The organism is Nocardioides deserti, assembly GCF_014266025.1.
GTDB classification, from domain to species: Bacteria; Actinomycetota; Actinomycetes; order Propionibacteriales; family Nocardioidaceae; genus Nocardioides; species Nocardioides deserti.
In genome coordinates this window covers 129,924-145,207 of sequence record NZ_JACMYC010000008.1, presented here as the reverse complement: position 1 = coordinate 145,207, position 15,284 = coordinate 129,924, and the positions used below count along the sequence as shown (strand labels likewise).

Here is a 15,284-nt window from a genome sequence, read left to right as displayed (position 1 = left end):
AGGGTAGCCTCACCTCGCGCCATGTCCCATCACGCGGTCGTGTGGTGCACGTAGCACCAGCGCCAGTCCTCGCCGGGCTCGGCGGACTGCATGACCGGGTGGCTGGTGTCGTGGAAGTGCTCGGTGGCGTGCTGGTGGGGTGAGGAGTCACAGCAGCCGACGTGCCCGCAGGCCAGGCACTGACGCAGCGCGACCCACCGGGTCCCGTCCCGGAGGCAGCCCTCGCAGGCCGGGTCCTCCACGGTCTCCACGGCCGGGTGCCGCTCGAGGTCCTCGCACCCCTCGCCGGTGCGCCGCGACCCGCGCTGGACGACGCGCAGCTCGGCGCGCTCCGCGGTCGCGACGGTCAGCATCGACTCCTCCACGTCGAGCATCGCCAGCACGTCGGCCACCACGTCGGAGGGGGTCGACCCGGACCCGCGGATCTCCAGCACCCGGCGCCGCTCGGCCTCGATCATCGCCATCCGCACCCGGGCGTAGAGGTCGCTGGGGCTCTCCTCGTCGGCCACGGTGGCCAGCCGCTCCCAGGCGGCGAAGTTACGCTGGTCGATCCGCTGCCTGATCAGGTCGACGACGCCGTGCGCGTCGTCGTACTCCAGCCGGTCCAGCTCCTCGAACGCAGCCTTGGACGCCTGCTGGAGCAGCGTCGCGCGGGCGAGCGCGTCCTCGGCCGGGTCCGGGGCGGGCACGTGCAGGCGACGGGCGAGCCACGGCAGGGTCAGCCCCTGCACGAACAGCGTGCCGGCGACGACGGTGAAGGCGGCGAGCAGCAGCACCTCGCGGTACGGCGTGTCCTCGGGCAGCACGAACGCCGCCGCCAGCGTGACCACCCCGCGCATGCCGGCCCAGCCGAGGATGAGGGTGTAGGTCCACGGCGGCGGCCGCCCTGTGTCGGGGTCCGGCCCGGGGCGGACCAGCCCGTAGCGGGTCGGGAAGACCCACAGCATCCGCAGCACGACCACCGCGGCCAGCGTCACCAGGCACAGCCCCACGACACGGCCCCAGCCGATCGGGCTCGCGGCGGCGCCCTCGACGATCCACTTCGCCTGGAGGCCGATGAGCAGGAAGACGGTGTTCTCCAGGACGAACGCGATCGTGCGCCAGTTGAGCCGCTCGGCGATCCGCGACTGCGCGCTCTGCAGCACCGGTGCCTTGTGCGCGAGCAGGAGCCCCGCGACGACGACCGCGAGGACGCCGGAGGCGTGCAGCTCCTCGGCGGTCAGGTACGCCACGAACGGCACCACAAGCGACATCGCGCTGTCGATCACCGGGTCGGTCACCAGCCGCCGCACCTTCGCGACGACGAGGAACAGCACTCCGCCGACCAGCAGCCCGCCGCCCGCGGCGAGCACGAAGTCGAGGGTGATCCCCCAGGCGTCGAGGCCGGTGCCGGCCGCGACCGCGACGGCCGTGCGCAGCGCGACCAGCGCGGTGGCGTCGTTGAGCAGCGACTCGCCCTCGAGGATCGTCACGACGCGTCTCGGCAGGGCGATCCGCCGGCCGATCGCCGTGGCGGCGACGGCGTCCGGCGGGGCGACGACAGCACCCAGCGCGAGGGCGACGGCCCACGGCAGGTCGGGCAGCACCAGCTTCGCGGCCGCCCCCACACCGGCGGCGGTGAAGACCACGAGGCCGACCGAGAGCAGCAGGATCGGGCGCCGGTTGGCGTTGAAGTCGACCAGCGACGTCGACTGCGCCGCGGCGTACAGCAGCGGCGGCAGCAACCCCATGAGGACGACGTCGCTCTCGAGGTGGACCTGAGGCACCGAGGGGACGTACGACGCCGCGACCCCGATCGCGGTCAGCAGCAGCGGGGCGGGGACGCGGACCTTCTCGGCCACCGACGTCCCCACCAGGACCGCCACGGCGATGCCGCACAGCAGCAGGGCGATGTCCACCGCGCCATTGTGCTCCCCCGACTGTCGGCCCGCCCGACGGCCGGGCGGGAGTCACGGCCGCAGTGCGCGGATCCGCTCGTCCAGGTCGCGGCGCGTGCGCCGGTCGACGACCGCCTCGACGACCTCGATGCCACCGTTGGGGCTGGCCAGTGCGTGCTCGAGCTCGGCCACCGTGTCGACCCGCCAGTGCGGGGTGCGGGTGGCGGCGCAGAGGCTGGCCAGGTCGACGCCGTGCGGGGTCCCGAAGAGGACCTCGAACGGGTCGGCGTGCTCCGGCGCGCCCTGCTCGAGCATCGAGAAGATCGCGCCGCCGTCGTCGTTGACCACCACGATCGTGAGGTCCGGCCGCACCTCGCGCGGGCCGAGCACGAGCGCGCCGCTGTCGTGCAGGAACGTCACGTCGCCCATCAGCGCCAGGTTGCGACTGCCGTGCGGCCGGCCGAGCGCCGCGCCGATCGCCGATGAGATCGTGCCGTCGATGCCGGCGAGCCCGCGGTTGGCGACGACCTTGCGCCGGTCGCCGACGTCGTACCGCGCGACCACGAGGTCCAGGTCGCGGACCGGGCTGGAGGCGCCGACGTACAACAGACCCCCAGGAGGTACGCCGCGGCTCACGGCCGCCGCCACCTCGTGCGGCGTGAGCCCGGGCTCGGCCGCCAGCAGCCGGTCGAGCTGCCGCGCCACGGAGCGGTCGGCCTCGCGCCAGGCCTCGAGCCAGGCCGGGTCGTCGCGGCCCTCGACCACCGGCCGGGTGACGACGCGGTCGACGGGGAACGGCCGGTCGGGCCAGGCCCCGCGGGCGGGCACCGAGACCACCTCGACGTCGGCGCGCGAGAGCAGCCGGGTGACCGGCCGGGACAGGGTCGGGTGGCCGGCGACGACGACCCGCTCGACGCTGCGGCCGAGGTCGGTGTCGAGCAGCAGCCGGTAGCAGCGCAGCGCGTTGTCGCCGGTGCGCGAGCCCGACGTCGGCTCGGCCAGCAGCGGCCAGCCCGCGCGCTCGGCCAGCACCCGCGCCGGCGGGCCGGCGTCGTCTCCCGCGACGACCACCGTGCGCGGGCCGAGGGGCAGCACCTCCTCGGCGGCGGGCCGCGGCTCGGGCCGGGCGGGGCGCTCGACCGCGGGCGGCACCCACCGGTCGGCCGGCACGAGCGGCTCGTCGAGCTGCACGTTGAGGTGGGTCGGCCCGTCGTCGGCGAGGACGAGTGCGTCGTCGGGCAGGTCACGCGTGGTGACCAGCCGGCCGAAGACGCCGACCTGGTCGGTGGTCTGGTTGGCGGCGGTGCCGCGCAGCCGGGCCGGACGGTCGGCGGTGAGCACCACGAGCGGGAGGCCGGTGTGGGCGGCCTCGAGGACGGCCGGGTGCAGGTTGGCGACGGCCGTGCCGGAGGTGCACAGCACGGCGGCGCGGGCGCCGACCTTCGTCAACCCGAGGGCGAGGAAGGCAGCGGTCCGCTCGTCGACCCGGGTGTGGAGGCGCAGGAGCCCGGCCTCCGCGGCGGCGTGCACCGCGAAGGACAACGGGGCGTTGCGCGACCCCGGGGACAGCACCACCTCGGTGACGCCGGCCTCCAGCAGCGCGGTCACCACCGCACGGGCGAGGTCGGTCGAGCTCGTGGGACCGGTCACGAGCGCCGATCCTCGCGCAGGGCGCGCACCTCGGCGAGCCGGGCCTCCCAGTGCGCCACGCGGTCCGGGTCGGCGACCGGGTGGCCGGGGTCGAGGGTGGGCACGCGCGCCGGCAGCTCGCCGCCGACCGGGAGCAGGGACTCGGTCGTCGTGTCGGCCGCCAGCAGCTGGGCGGTCGCGAGGCCGCAGGCGTAGGGCAGCTCGGGCAGCGCCGCGGCCAGGGCGACCCCGGCGGCGAGCCCCACCGAGCTCTCCAGCGCCGAGGAGACGACGACCGGCAGGCCGATGTCCTCCGCGATCCGCAGGCAGGCCCGCACGCCGCCGAGCGGCTGGACCTTGAGCACCGCCACGTCGGCGGCCTCCAGGTCACGGACCCGGTAGGGGTCGGCGGCGCGGCGGATCGACTCGTCGGCGGCCACGGGCACGTCGACGGCCCGGCGCACCGCGGCGAGCTCCTCGACGGTCGCGCAGGGCTGCTCGACGTACTCCAGGCCGCCCGCCGCGCGGTCGAGCACCGGCAGCCGCTCGAGCGCCTCGTCGACGCTCCACAGGCCGTTGACGTCGATGCGGACCTTGCCCGCCGGGCCGAGCGCGTCGCGGACCGCCTCGAGCCGCGCCTGGTCGTCGGCGAGCGTCTGGCCGGGCTCGGCCACCTTCACCTTCGCGGTCGAGCAACCGCCGGCGAGCACGACCGCGTGCGCCCGCTCCGCGTCGACGGCCGGCACGGTCACGTTGACCGGCACGCTGGTGCGCACCGGGTCGGGCCAGTCCCCCGCGGCGGCCTCCTCGGCGCAGCGCAGCCACGGCTCGGCGACCGCGGCGTCGTACTCCAGGAACGGCGACCACTCCCCCCAACCTGCCTCTCCCCGGAGCAGCACGCCCTCGCGGACCGTGATCCCGCGGAAGCGCGTGCGCATCGGCAGGCTGAAGACCCGGAGCCCGCTCACGCCACTCACGACGCCTCCTCGGCGAGCGCGCGCAGCGCCAGCCGGTCCGGCTTGCCGTTGGCCAGGAGCGGCACGTCGCCGAGCGTGACGAGCTGGCGGGGCGCCCAGGTCCGCGGGTGCTCGGCGCCGACCCAGTCGCGCAGCTCCTCGAGCGCCACGCCGCGCCCCGTGAACGCGACGAGCGCGACCAGCCGGTTGCCCCACTCCTCGTCCGGCAGGCCGAGCACCTCGGCCGCCCGCACGTCCGGGTGCTCGCGCAGCCGCGCAGCGACGGCCGGCGCCGGCACGTTGACCCCGCCGGTGACCACCACGTCGTCGAGCCGACCCAGCACCTGGAGGCGGCCGTCCTCGTCCAGGCGGCCGGCGTCGGAGGTGAGGTACCACCCCTCCACGAGCACCTCGGCGGTCAGCGCCGGGTCGCCGTCGTACCCCGCGAACAGCGTCGGGCCGCTGATCCGCACCCGGCCGCCGTCGTCGATCGCGAGGTCGACCCCGTCGAGGGGCACGCCGTCGTAGACGCAGCCGCCCGCCGTCTCGGCCGCCCCGTACGTCGCCACGGCCCGCACCCCGAGCTCCTCGGCCCGTCGGCGCAGCGCCGGGTCGACCGGCCCGCCGCCGACCAGCACGGTGTGGAACGACCGGAGCGCCTCGGCCTCGGCCGGCTCCTCCAGCATCCGCCGCAGCTGCGTCGGCACCAGCGAGGCGAACCGGTGCTCGGCGGTCATCGCCGCAGCGGCCGCCACGAACGACCCGTGGTCCTCGACCCGCACCGGGGCGTGGCCGGCCACGAGCGACCGCGCGACGACCTGCAGCCCGGCGACGTACTCCTCCGGCAGCGTGAGCAGCCACTGGCCGCTCGCGCCGAGCCGGCGGGCCGAGGCGTGCACCGACGCGAGCACCGCGGAGCGCGGCAGGACCACGCGCTTGGGGCGCCCGGTCGACCCCGACGTCTCCACGACCCACGGCTCGGGCTCGGCCTCCGCGGCGAGCCACGACTCGAGCGTCCCACCGGCCAGCACCACACCGCGAACGCTACGCCGAGCCCCGCCGCGCGCGGCCCGCAGCCCGGTCGGGTTGAATCGTCCCTCGTGGCATCTGCATCCGACTGGGTCGCCGGCGCGCGGCCCCGCACCCTTCCCGCTGCGGTCTCGCCGGTCCTCGCCGGCACCGGCGTCGCGGCGTACGTCGACGCCTGGGTGTGGGAGAAGGCGCTGCTCGCCCTGGTGGTGAGCCTGGCGCTGCAAGTGGCGGTCAACTACGCCAACGACTACTCCGACGGCGTTCGCGGCACCGACGACGTCCGCGTCGGGCCGATGCGGCTGGTGGGCTCGGGCGCGGCCAGCCCGTCGGCGGTCAAGCGCGCGGCGTTCCTCGCCTTCGGCGTCGCCGGCGTGGCCGGGATCGTGCTCGCCGCCACGACCGCCTGGTGGCTCGTCGCCGTCGGGCTGGTCTGCGTCGTGGCGGCCTGGGGCTACACCGGCACGTCGCGCCCCTACGGCTACCTCGGCCTCGGCGAGGTCATGGTCTTCGTGTTCTTCGGGCTCGTGGCCGTGGTCGGCACGACGTACGTCCAGACCGAGACGTGGGAGCCCGCCGCGCTCGTCGCCGCGGTCGGCATCGGCGCGCTCGCCTGCGCGATCCTCGTCGCCAACAACCTGCGCGACATCCCCACCGACACCGTCGCCGGCAAGCGCACGCTCGCGGTGCGGATCGGCGACCGCGGGACCCGGCTGCTGTACGCCGCGCTCCTCACCGTCGCGGCGCTCGCCGTCGTGGGCACCGCGGCGCTGACGACCTGGTCGGCGCTGGCCGGCCTGCTCTTCCTGGTGCCGGGCCTCGCCGCGACGCGCACCGTGCTCGGCGGCGCCACCGGCCCCGCGCTCATCCCGGTGCTCCAGCGCACTGGCGCGGCCGAGCTGGCCTGGGCCGTGCTGGTCGCCGTGCCGCTGTTCCTCGCTGCCTGACCCGTGCTGCGTAGGCTGGCGGCATGGGCTTCTTGATCTTCGTCGCGCTCGTCGTCGTCGCCGTGGTCGCGTGGAAGATGCGCGTGCCGCTGCTGGCCAAGGTCCTCGGCCAGTCCGAGGCGCGCGTCCAGCGGCAGCTGAACGCCCGCAAGCGCAGCTGACCCAGCAGCTGAACGCCTAGTCGGCGTCCTCCTTGGCCTTCATCTCCTCGAAGGCTTGCGACGCCTTCTCGGCGCGCTCCTGGACCCGCATCGCGAACGCCTCCCGCGGGCCGTTGAGCAGCCACAGCGAGCCGAGCCCGCTGAGCAGGAACGCGATGATGACGGCCCACAGCACCGGCACCTCGCCGGCGACGACCCACCAGATGCCGAGGACGAGCGCGAGCGACCCGAGGAACAGGGCGATGCGCAGGGCGGTGTAGACCACGAACTCCTTCACGACCTCCAGGGTAGGCGTTGTGGAGCCGCCACCTACATTGGAGGTGTGCTGAAGTTCCTCCTCGTCGTCGTGCTCTTCGCGCTCGCGACGTACGCCGCCGTGCGGTTCCTCGAGCGACGCGGCACCCCGCCGATCGCCGGCGGCCCGAGCGGCTCGTCCGGCGGCCGCGGTCCGCGCGGTCCCCGCGGCTCCGGCCCGGCCCAGCCGCCCCGCCCGCTCGGCCCCGACGACGACCCGGACTTCCTGCGCGACCTCGAGCGCAAGCGCAAGCACCCCGAGGACCCCGACCTGTGACCAGCCGGGCCACCCGCCCCCGTCGGTCCCTCCGCGCCCTGCTCGCCGCCGCCCTGCTGGTCAGCGGCACCGCCTGCGCCGCCGGCGAGGCGCCCGAGGACGACGAGGGGCCGATCCGGCCGGGCTGGACCCGGCTGGACAGCCCCAAGGCGGTCGAGCTGCCGCAGGGCGACCCCGTCGGCTCCCGGGGCGGCGCCGGGAAGAGGATCGACACCGACAAGCCGGTGCTGCTGAACTTCTGGGCCAGCTGGTGCGTCCCCTGCCGGGCCGAGATGCCGCTGCTGGCGGACGTCGCCGAGCGCGACGACGTCGAGGTCGTGGGCGTCTCCCTCGACCAGTTCGAGGACATGGCCGTCGAGTTCCTCGAGGAGTTCGACGCCGACTACCCGAGCTGGCGCGATCCCGACATGGAGCTGATGAGCAGCTACGCGCCGGCCGTCAGCCCCAGCTGGCTGCCCTCGACGGTGCTCATCGTCGACGGCGAGGTCGTCGCCTCGCACCCGGGAGAGTTCGAGTCGGCCGCGGACCTATCGGCCGAGCGGCTGGCCGAGCTCGCCACCGGCTGACGCCGGCGTCTCCACCCCGGCCTGGCCGACCTCGACGACCGCGGGCGCGGCGTACGAGTGCTGGCTGGTGGTGGAGAAGAAGTTGATCCCGATGAAGTTGAACCACAGGGTCGCCAGGCCGAGCAGCGCCAGCATCGCCGCGTTGCGGCCCTTCCAGCCGGCGGTCGCGCGGGCGTGGAGGTACGCCGCGTACACGACCCAGGTGATGAAGGCCCAGACCTCCTTGGGGTCCCAGCTCCAGTAGGCCGACCAGGCCTGGTGCGCCCAGATCGGGCCGGTGATGAGCACCGCGAAGGTCCACACCGGGAAGCCGAAGGCGTGCATCCGGTAGGAGATCCGGTCCAGCGCGGCCGGCTCCGGCACGCGCGCGAGGTAGCCGGTCGTGCGGGCCGGGCGACGCTCCTTGACCAGGTAGAGCACGGAGCAGATGCCGCCGAGCGTGAACGCGCCGGTGGCGATGACCGCCGAGACCACGTGGATGACCAGCCACGGGGAGTAGAGCGCCTCCGAGAGCGGCGCGACCGGGTCGTAGAGCCAGACGACGTCGACCATGAGGACGACCACCACGAACCCGACGACGATCGGCGCCATCCAGGCCAGTCCGAAGCGACGGTTGAGCAGCAGGTAGCCGAGGCTGACCACGAAGGTGCCCGAGAGCGTGAACTCGTACATGTTGCCCCAGGGCACCCGGTTCGGGTCCGCGGCCATGCCGCGCCCGACGAGCGCCACGAGGTGCACCGCGGTGGCGATCACCGTGAGCAGGAGGCCGAGCCGTCCGAAGAGCGCCGTGCGCCGCTCGACGTCGGGCTCGTGTGCGGAGGTGTCCTCGACGACCGAGGGCGCACCCGCCCCGACGGCGACCGGCGCCTGGGCCTCGGCCCCGACCGGCAGCTTGCGCAGCGCCGTCCACTGGACGAGGTGGCTGATCAGCGCCAGGAAGTACACGACGCCACAGACGGCCACCGCCTGGTTGCTCAGCGTCTCCCACGCAGCATCGGTCACGACGTACCGTCCCTCTTCGTCTCGGGGGGCTGGTTGCCCCGCTCGTCCCCGCGCAGTGCCGCGACCAGGTCCTCGAGGACCGGCGCGACGTCACCGCCGCCGGAGCGGTCGAGCGCGGCGACCTCGACCAGTGTGCCGTCCCCGTCCTGACGGGCACGAACCCAGACCCGGCGGGGTCGGATGAACAACGATCCCAGCAGCCCGACGAGCGCCATGACGACGCCGCCGAGCGCGATGAGCTTGCCGGGGGTCTGGCTGATCTGGATGCGCTGCCAGTCCTCGAGCCCCTCGAAGGTGACCGAGCCGAGGCCGTCGGGCAGCTCGACGGTGTCGCCGGGGCGCATGTCGAGCCGCAGCGGCTTGCCGTCCTCGTCCTCCACCTGCTCGGTGTCGCCCTTGTCCAGGACGTAGACCGACTGCGAGGCGCCCTCGTCCATGCCGAGGTCGCCGGCGTGGACGAGCACCGACAGCAGCGGGTCGACCGCCTTGCCGAGCAGGTTGACCGGGTCGCCGTCCTCGGTCATGCCGAAGGTCGGGTAGAGCACGCCCTCGAGGCCGATCTCCTGCGGCTCGGCCGAGGGGGCCTTGATGACGCCGAAGGAGAACAGGCTCTGGTCCTGGGGCAGGAAGATCGTGGGACCGTTGTAGGCGATCTCGCCCTCGCCGTCGCGGATCGTCACGACCGGCGCGTAGCCGTGGCCGATGAGGAAGATGTCGGTGTCGCCGATGGTGAGCGGGTGGTTGACCCGGAGGTCGTACCGCTCCTCCTCGGCGTCCCGCGTCTCGCGGTAGCGCACGTCCGCGCTGAAGCCGCGCGCCTGGCCGGCCGCGCGGCCGGACAGGAGCCAGTCGACCTCGAAGTCCTCGACGGTGAAGCTGAACGGGTCGAGCTGGTCGGGGCTGAACAGGCTGCCGGGCACGAAGTCGTCGTAGGAGGTCAGCGTGTTCCCGAACCCGTCGCCGGTCACGAGGATGACGCCGCCGCGGTAGCCGAACAGGCCGCCGATCGCGAAGCCGACCAGCACCACGACCACCGAGAGGTGGAAGACGAGGTTGCCGGCCTCGCGCAGGTAGCCGCGCTCGGCGCTGACGGCCCCGTCCGCCGCCCCCTCGTCCGCCTTCCGCACGCGGTGCCGACGGCCGAGGACCGTGCGGGCCCGGGCGAGGACCTCGTCGGCGCTCTCGTCGGTGCGGTACGACGTGGCGTCGGGCAGGCGGGACAGGTTGCGGGGGGCGCGGGGCGGCTGGGCCCGCATGGCGCGCCAGTAGACGAGCGTGCGGGGCACGATGCAGCCGACCAGCGAGATCATCAGCAGCAGGTAGATCGCGGAGAACCACACCGACCCGTAGACGTCGAACAGGCCGAGCCACTCGTAGACCGGCGCCAGCCGCGGGTGGTCCTCCCGCCAGCGCGACGCGGCGAGCGCGTCGACGCCCTCCTGCGGCACGATCGAGCCCGGGACGGCGGCCAGCGCGAGCAGCAGGAGCAGCACCAGCGCGGTGCGCATCGAGGTGATCTGCCGCCAGCCGAAGCGGAGCAGCTCGCGCAGCGTCAGCTCGCCGGCGCGGCGGCCCGCGGGCAGCTTGTCGTACTGGGTCTCGCGGGGATCGCTCACAGTGACGTCTCCGTGCTCGTGACGACCTCGGACTGGATCCAGGTCACCGCCTGGTCCCACACGCCGGTCACCAGCAGCAGCCCGACGACCACCAGCATGCCGCCGCCGGCGCGGACGACCGTGGTCTGGTGCCGGCGGACCCAGCCGAACGCGCCGAGGGCGCGGCGGTAGGCCAGGCCGGCGACGATGAAGGGGATGCCGAGGCCGATCGCGTAGATCGCGGAGAGCAGCGCGCCCCGCCCGACCGTCGCCTCGTTGACCGACAGCATGCTGATCGCGGCCAGCGTCGGACCGATGCAGGGCGTCCAGCCCAGGCCGAAGAGGAAGCCGAGCAGCGGCGCCGCTGCCAGGCCGACCGCCGGGACGCGGTGCACCCGCCACTCCCGCTGGAGGAACGGCAGCACGCCGGCGAAGACCAGCCCGAGGACGATCGTCAGCAGGCCGAGGCCCACGGTCAGCTCCCGGCGCCAGGTGATCAGCCAGTAGCCGACCTGGCCCGAGAGGGCACCGATGCAGACGAAGACGACCGCGAAGCCGAGCACGAAGAGCAGCGACCCGAGCAGCATCCGCCCACGACGGGTCTGCGCCTCGCCGCTGGCCAGGTCGGCGCCGGAGAGCCCGGTGGCGTACGACAGGTAGCCGGGCAGCAGCGGGATGACGCACGGGGAGAAGAACGACACCAGGCCCGCCACCAGGGCGACGGGCACGGCGAGGACGAGCGACCCGGAGAACGCCTGGTCGCGGAACCAGTCACCCACGCGCGACCTCGTCGACCAGGTCGACCAGGGTCTGCGTGGAGGGCAGCTCGCCGAGGATGCTCCCGCCGATGCGCCCCTGCTCGTCGAGGACGACGAAGGCGGGGACGGTGTAGGGCGTCAGGGTGCCGGTGAAGGCGAGCAGCGCGAGGCCGTCGTCGACGATCGAGGGGTAGGGCACGTCGAACTCGCGCTCGAAGCCGCGGGCGCCGCCCTCGGTGTCGCGGATGTTGATGCCGACGAACGCCGCCTCGCCCTCGAGCTCCTCGGCGGCCGCGACCACGTCGGGCGCCTCGGCCCGGCACGGCACGCACCACGAGCCCCAGACGGGTACGACGACCGGCGTGCCGCGCAGGTCGGCCAGGTCGACCTCGTCGCCGGCCAGGTCGGTGCCGGTCAGGTCGACCGGCTCCTCGCGCTGCGCCGGCTCCAGCACGCGCACCTCGCCGTCGCCGCTGATGTAGCCCTTGTCGCCGGTGCTCTCGACCGACGTGCACCCGGCCAGGGTCGAGCCGAGGGTCGCCGCGGCAACCGTCGCGGCCAGGGCAGCGACGGTCCGGCGGGCGAGCGGCGTGCGCGTCATGCCGGCGGCTTCTTCTCCTCGGTGGCGCCGCCGGCCGAGAACGGCGCGCCCTTGTCCTGGACGGGGATCAGGTCGCCGGCGGGCTCGCTGTAGGAGACCTGGGTGATCCGGTCCCCGACGAAGTGGAGCGAGGTGACCGAGCACAGCGTGCACTGGCGGTTGCGCGGGTCGTGGAGGAACGAGCGGCGCTCGACGTGGAGCCGGGTGATCCAGATCGGCAGCTGGTGCGAGACGACGACGGCCTCGTGGCCGGTGGCGGCGATGCGGGCGTCGTGGACCGCGGACATCATCCGCGCGACGACCTGCTTGTAGGGCTCGCCCCACGACGGGCGGAACGGGTTCCACAGGTAGCGCCAGTTGCGGGGGTCCTTGAGCGCGTTGGCGCCGGCGGCGAACCGCTCGCCCTCGAAGACGTTGGTCGACTCGATGACCCGCTCGTCGACCACCGGCTCCAGCCCGCGCGCCAGCGCGAGCGGCTGGGCGGTCTCCCGGACCCGCTCGAGCGGGGAGACGCGCAGGTGCACGATGTCGCGCTCCTGGAGGGCGGCGGCGACCTTCTCGGCCATCTGCCGGCCGAGGTCGGAGAGGTGGAAGCCGTCGCGGCGGCCGTAGAGCACGCCCTCGGGGTTGTGCACCTCGCCGTGGCGCACCAGGTGGACGACGGTGTCGGGGGTCGCCATCAGGCCTCGCCTCCCATCGCGGCCGCGGCGGCGCGCGCGGCGTGCGGCAGTGCGTCCACCACGGTCTGGACGGCGCGGTCGTCGTGCGCGGAGGACAGGAACCACGCCTCGTACGCCGAGGGCGGCAGGTAGACGTGGCGCTCCAGCATCGCGTGGAAGAACGCGGCGTACCCCGCCGCGGAGGTGCGGGAGGCGTCGTCGAAGTCGCGGACCGGGCCCTCGGTCAGGAACACGGAGAACATCGTGCCGGTCGACTGCACGGTGTGCGACACCCCGGCGGCGGTCAGCGCCTCGGCGGCCGCGGTCTTCACGACGTCCGCGGCGCGGCCGACGTGGTCGTAGACCTCCTCGGTCGCCAGCCGCAGGGTGGTGAGGCCGGCGGTGGTCGCGACCGGGTTCCCCGAGAGAGTGCCGGCCTGGTAGACCGGCCCCTCGGGCGCCAAGTGGCCCATCACGTCGGCGCGGCCGCCGAAGGCCGCGGCCGGGAAGCCGCCGCCCATCACCTTGCCGAAGGTGACCAGGTCCGGGCGCCAGCCCTCGACGGCGCCGTCGAGGCCCCACTGGCCCTGGCGCGAGGCGCGGAACCCGGTCATCACCTCGTCGCTGACGAAGAGCGCGCCGTGCTTCGTGCAGGTCTCGGCGAGGAACGCGTTGAAGCCCGCCTCGGGCGGGACGACGCCCATGTTGCCCGGCGCGGCCTCGGTGATGAGGCAGGCGATCCGGTCGCCGTGCTCGGCGAACACCTGCTCCACCGCGGTCCGGTCGTTGTAGGGCAGCACGAGCGTGAGCTCGGTCGACGAGGCGGGTACGCCGGGGGTGCCCGGGACCGCGAACGTCGCCAGCCCGGAGCCGGCCGAGGCCAGCAACGGGTCGACGTGGCCGTGGTAGCAGCCGGCGAACTTCACGACCACGTCGCGGCCGGTGAAGCCGCGGGCCAGCCGGATCGCGGACATCGTCGCCTCGGTGCCGGAGGAGACGAAGCGGACCCGCTCGACCGGTGTGCGGGCCACGATCTCCTCGGCCAGCTCGACCTCGGGCTCGGTCGGCGCGCCGTACGACGTGCCGCGCGCGACGGCGGTCTGGACCGCGGCCATCACCTCGGGGTGGGCATGGCCCAGCAGCATCGGGCCCCAGGAGCAGATGAGGTCGACGTACTCGTTGCCGTCGTGGTCGGTGAGCCAGGCGCCGGCCGCCGATCGGATGAACCGCGGGGTGCCGCCGACGGCGTTGAACGCGCGCACCGGGGAGTTCACGCCGCCCGGGGTCACCGCGCGGGCACGGGCGAAGAGCTCGGCGGAGGCAGCGGTGTCGAGAGGCACCCCGCCATTGTCGCCGAGGCAGCGAAACGGGGCACGTCGGGTGCGCCACGCCGAGCGGGCGCGGGTGACCGGTTTCACGCGACGCGGTGTTGGGCAACCTGCCGGCGGGCCGCGTGGGAGGCGGCTCGATGTCCCACGAAGCGGACACGTGCGTAACCCCGCTGTGACACGCTTCGTTGTGGACGTCACACCCGGCCGTAGGGAGCGCGGTCGGGTCGGCTACTACCGGGAGTGAATCCTTTATGTCCGTCAAGCGTTTCGGTCGCTGGCAGCGAGCGACGGCCCTCGTGCCCCTCGCCGTCCTCTCGACCGCGTGGACCGCGAGCCTGGCGGGCGTGGGAGCCCCCGTCACGGTGTCCGCGGAGACCCCGGTGGCCGAGTCGCTGCCGGACGGCACCTCGGTGCCGACCGAGGCCATCCAGGCGCCGGCCAGCGTGTCGTCGGGGTCCACCGGATCCGTCGCACCCGGCGTCGAGGGCGACACCACCGAGGTGGTGCGCACCGCGTCGACCAACGCGATCCCGTCGGCCGCCCTCGCGGCGTACCAGCGGGCCGAGACGGTCATCAACTCCGCCGACAAGACCTGCAACCTCACCTGGCAGCTGGTCGCGGCGATCGGCCGCGTCGAGTCCGACCACGGTCGGTACGGCGGCAACGCGCTCGACGACGAGGGCGTGGCCCGCCCCGGCATCTACGGCATCGCGCTGAACGGCAAGAACAACACCCAGGCCATCCGCGACACCGACGCCGGGCAGTTCGACAACGACGGCGTCTGGGACCGCGCGGTCGGCCCGATGCAGTTCATCCCCTCGACCTGGTCGGTCGTCGGCGTCGACGCCGACGGCGACTCGCAGCGCAACCCGCAGGACATCGACGACGCGGCGCTGGCCACCGCGGTCTACCTCTGCTCCGGCAGCGACGACCTCTCCACCACCAGCGGCCAGCGGGCCGCGGTCTACCGCTACAACCACTCCAACAGCTACGTCTCGCTCGTGCTGGGCATCATGGACGCCTACCTCGAAGGCGACTTCATGTCGATCCCGAACGGCACCGTGGCGGCCGGCGTCATCGCCCCCTCCCCCACCCCGGCCGACGCCGGCCGGGGCCCCGGCGAGGGTCCGCGCTCCGACGACGGCGGCGGCCAGACGGTGATCGCGCCGCAGGACGGCCCGACCACCGCGCCGCAACCCACTCCCGCGCCGCAGCCGACCGAGGGCCCGGCCACCGGGGAGGACGACGGCGGGACCAAGGACGACGGCAAGAAGGACGGCCCGAAGGGCGGCCTCGGCATCCCCGGTCTCCCGACCCCGTCGCTCCCGCCGCTGCCCTCCACCGGCATCGACCCGGTCGACGGGATCCTGAGCTACGCGCAGGCGGTCGTGCAGTGCACGCTCGACGGCTATCTCGACAACATCTTCAAGAAGGACGATCCCTTCGACCAGTGCGTCAAGGGCTACACGAACCCGTAGCCCGTCACCGTCCCGATCCCGAGGGCCCCATCCGTACGCCGGGTGGGGCTCTCGTCCGTCTGCTGCCTGGCGGCGCAGGTCCCGGTCAGCCGAAGACGTACAGCGCCGCGCTGGCCACGACGAC

General features: G+C 74.2%; 16 protein-coding genes. 5 read left to right on the top strand and 11 right to left on the bottom strand.

All coding sequences use genetic code 11. The features are described 5' to 3' along the window. Positions 1-29 precede the first annotated feature (29 nt). From H7344_RS14710 to H7344_RS14695, 4 genes are read right to left on the bottom strand one after another with little or no spacing between them, the layout of a single operon-like run. Positions 30-1,898 carry a Na+/H+ antiporter gene (locus H7344_RS14710; RefSeq protein ID WP_186346752.1) on the bottom strand — a complete coding sequence of 623 codons (1,869 nt, stop codon included), beginning with the start codon at positions 1,896-1,898 and terminating at the stop codon, positions 30-32. Between the two features lie 51 nt (positions 1,899-1,949). Next, complete coding sequence (gene menD / locus H7344_RS14705; RefSeq protein WP_186346751.1) at positions 1,950-3,527, bottom strand: 2-succinyl-5-enolpyruvyl-6-hydroxy-3-cyclohexene-1-carboxylic-acid synthase; 1,578 nt, start codon at positions 3,525-3,527, stop codon at positions 1,950-1,952. Next, complete coding sequence (locus H7344_RS14700; protein WP_222130711.1) at positions 3,524-4,444, bottom strand: o-succinylbenzoate synthase; 921 nt, start codon at positions 4,442-4,444, stop codon at positions 3,524-3,526. Before H7344_RS14700 ends, menD begins: the two co-directional genes overlap by 4 nt. Before the next feature lie 35 nt (positions 4,445-4,479). Beyond that, complete coding sequence (locus tag H7344_RS14695; protein WP_186346749.1) at positions 4,480-5,496, bottom strand: AMP-binding protein; 1,017 nt, start codon at positions 5,494-5,496, stop codon at positions 4,480-4,482. Positions 5,497-5,562: 66 nt separating this feature from the next. Here H7344_RS14695 and H7344_RS14690 point away from each other — a divergent pair, with 66 nt between their 5' ends. Beyond that, positions 5,563-6,438 carry a 1,4-dihydroxy-2-naphthoate polyprenyltransferase gene (locus H7344_RS14690; RefSeq protein ID WP_186346748.1) on the top strand — a complete coding sequence of 292 codons (876 nt, stop codon included), beginning with the start codon at positions 5,563-5,565 and terminating at the stop codon, positions 6,436-6,438. A gap of 23 nt (positions 6,439-6,461) precedes the next feature. Beyond that, entirely contained in the window at positions 6,462-6,599 is a 138-nt protein-coding gene (locus H7344_RS14685) for a hypothetical protein (RefSeq protein ID WP_186346747.1), read from the top strand. 16 nt (positions 6,600-6,615) lie between these two features. Here H7344_RS14685 and H7344_RS14680 read toward each other — a convergent pair whose 3' ends face one another. Further along, on the bottom strand, positions 6,616-6,876 hold the full coding sequence (locus H7344_RS14680) for a DUF4229 domain-containing protein (protein WP_186346746.1): 261 nt from the start codon (positions 6,874-6,876) through the stop codon (positions 6,616-6,618). Between the two features lie 45 nt (positions 6,877-6,921). Between H7344_RS14680 and H7344_RS14675 the strand changes: the two genes are divergently transcribed. Then, a complete protein-coding gene (locus H7344_RS14675; protein ID WP_186346745.1) occupies positions 6,922-7,170 on the top strand; it encodes a hypothetical protein in 249 nt (82 codons plus the stop codon). Next, the gene (locus H7344_RS14670; protein ID WP_186346744.1) at positions 7,167-7,736 is read left to right on the top strand and encodes a TlpA family protein disulfide reductase; all 570 of its coding nucleotides are present in this window, start codon (positions 7,167-7,169) and stop codon (positions 7,734-7,736) included. The genes H7344_RS14675 and H7344_RS14670 overlap by 4 nt, the downstream gene beginning before the upstream one ends. On the opposite strand, the gene ccsB is transcribed toward H7344_RS14670, so the two are convergent. Genes ccsB through hemL form a run of 6 tightly spaced genes read right to left on the bottom strand, consistent with a single transcriptional unit; the run spans position 7,698 to position 13,691 of the window. Beyond that, a complete protein-coding gene (gene ccsB, locus H7344_RS14665; RefSeq protein WP_186346743.1) occupies positions 7,698-8,738 on the bottom strand; it encodes a c-type cytochrome biogenesis protein CcsB in 1,041 nt (346 codons plus the stop codon). The genes H7344_RS14670 and ccsB overlap by 39 nt on opposite strands. Next, on the bottom strand, positions 8,735-10,354 hold the full coding sequence (gene resB, locus H7344_RS14660) for a cytochrome c biogenesis protein ResB (protein WP_229707175.1): 1,620 nt from the start codon (positions 10,352-10,354) through the stop codon (positions 8,735-8,737). The genes ccsB and resB overlap by 4 nt, the downstream gene beginning before the upstream one ends. Then, a complete protein-coding gene (locus H7344_RS14655) occupies positions 10,351-11,112 on the bottom strand; it encodes a cytochrome c biogenesis CcdA family protein (RefSeq protein WP_186346742.1) in 762 nt (253 codons plus the stop codon). The genes resB and H7344_RS14655 overlap by 4 nt, the downstream gene beginning before the upstream one ends. Continuing rightward, a complete protein-coding gene (locus H7344_RS14650) occupies positions 11,105-11,692 on the bottom strand; it encodes a TlpA family protein disulfide reductase (protein WP_186346741.1) in 588 nt (195 codons plus the stop codon). Before H7344_RS14650 ends, H7344_RS14655 begins: the two co-directional genes overlap by 8 nt. Continuing rightward, the gene (locus H7344_RS14645; RefSeq protein ID WP_186346740.1) at positions 11,689-12,372 is read right to left on the bottom strand and encodes a histidine phosphatase family protein; all 684 of its coding nucleotides are present in this window, start codon (positions 12,370-12,372) and stop codon (positions 11,689-11,691) included. The genes H7344_RS14650 and H7344_RS14645 overlap by 4 nt, the downstream gene beginning before the upstream one ends. After that, the gene (gene hemL / locus H7344_RS14640; protein ID WP_186346739.1) at positions 12,372-13,691 is read right to left on the bottom strand and encodes a glutamate-1-semialdehyde 2,1-aminomutase; all 1,320 of its coding nucleotides are present in this window, start codon (positions 13,689-13,691) and stop codon (positions 12,372-12,374) included. Before hemL ends, H7344_RS14645 begins: the two co-directional genes overlap by 1 nt. Before the next feature lie 335 nt (positions 13,692-14,026). On the opposite strand from hemL, the gene H7344_RS14635 reads away from it, so the two are divergent. Next, on the top strand, positions 14,027-15,160 hold the full coding sequence (locus H7344_RS14635) for a lytic transglycosylase domain-containing protein (RefSeq protein WP_313960338.1): 1,134 nt from the start codon (positions 14,027-14,029) through the stop codon (positions 15,158-15,160). Positions 15,161-15,284: the final 124 nt, after the last annotated feature.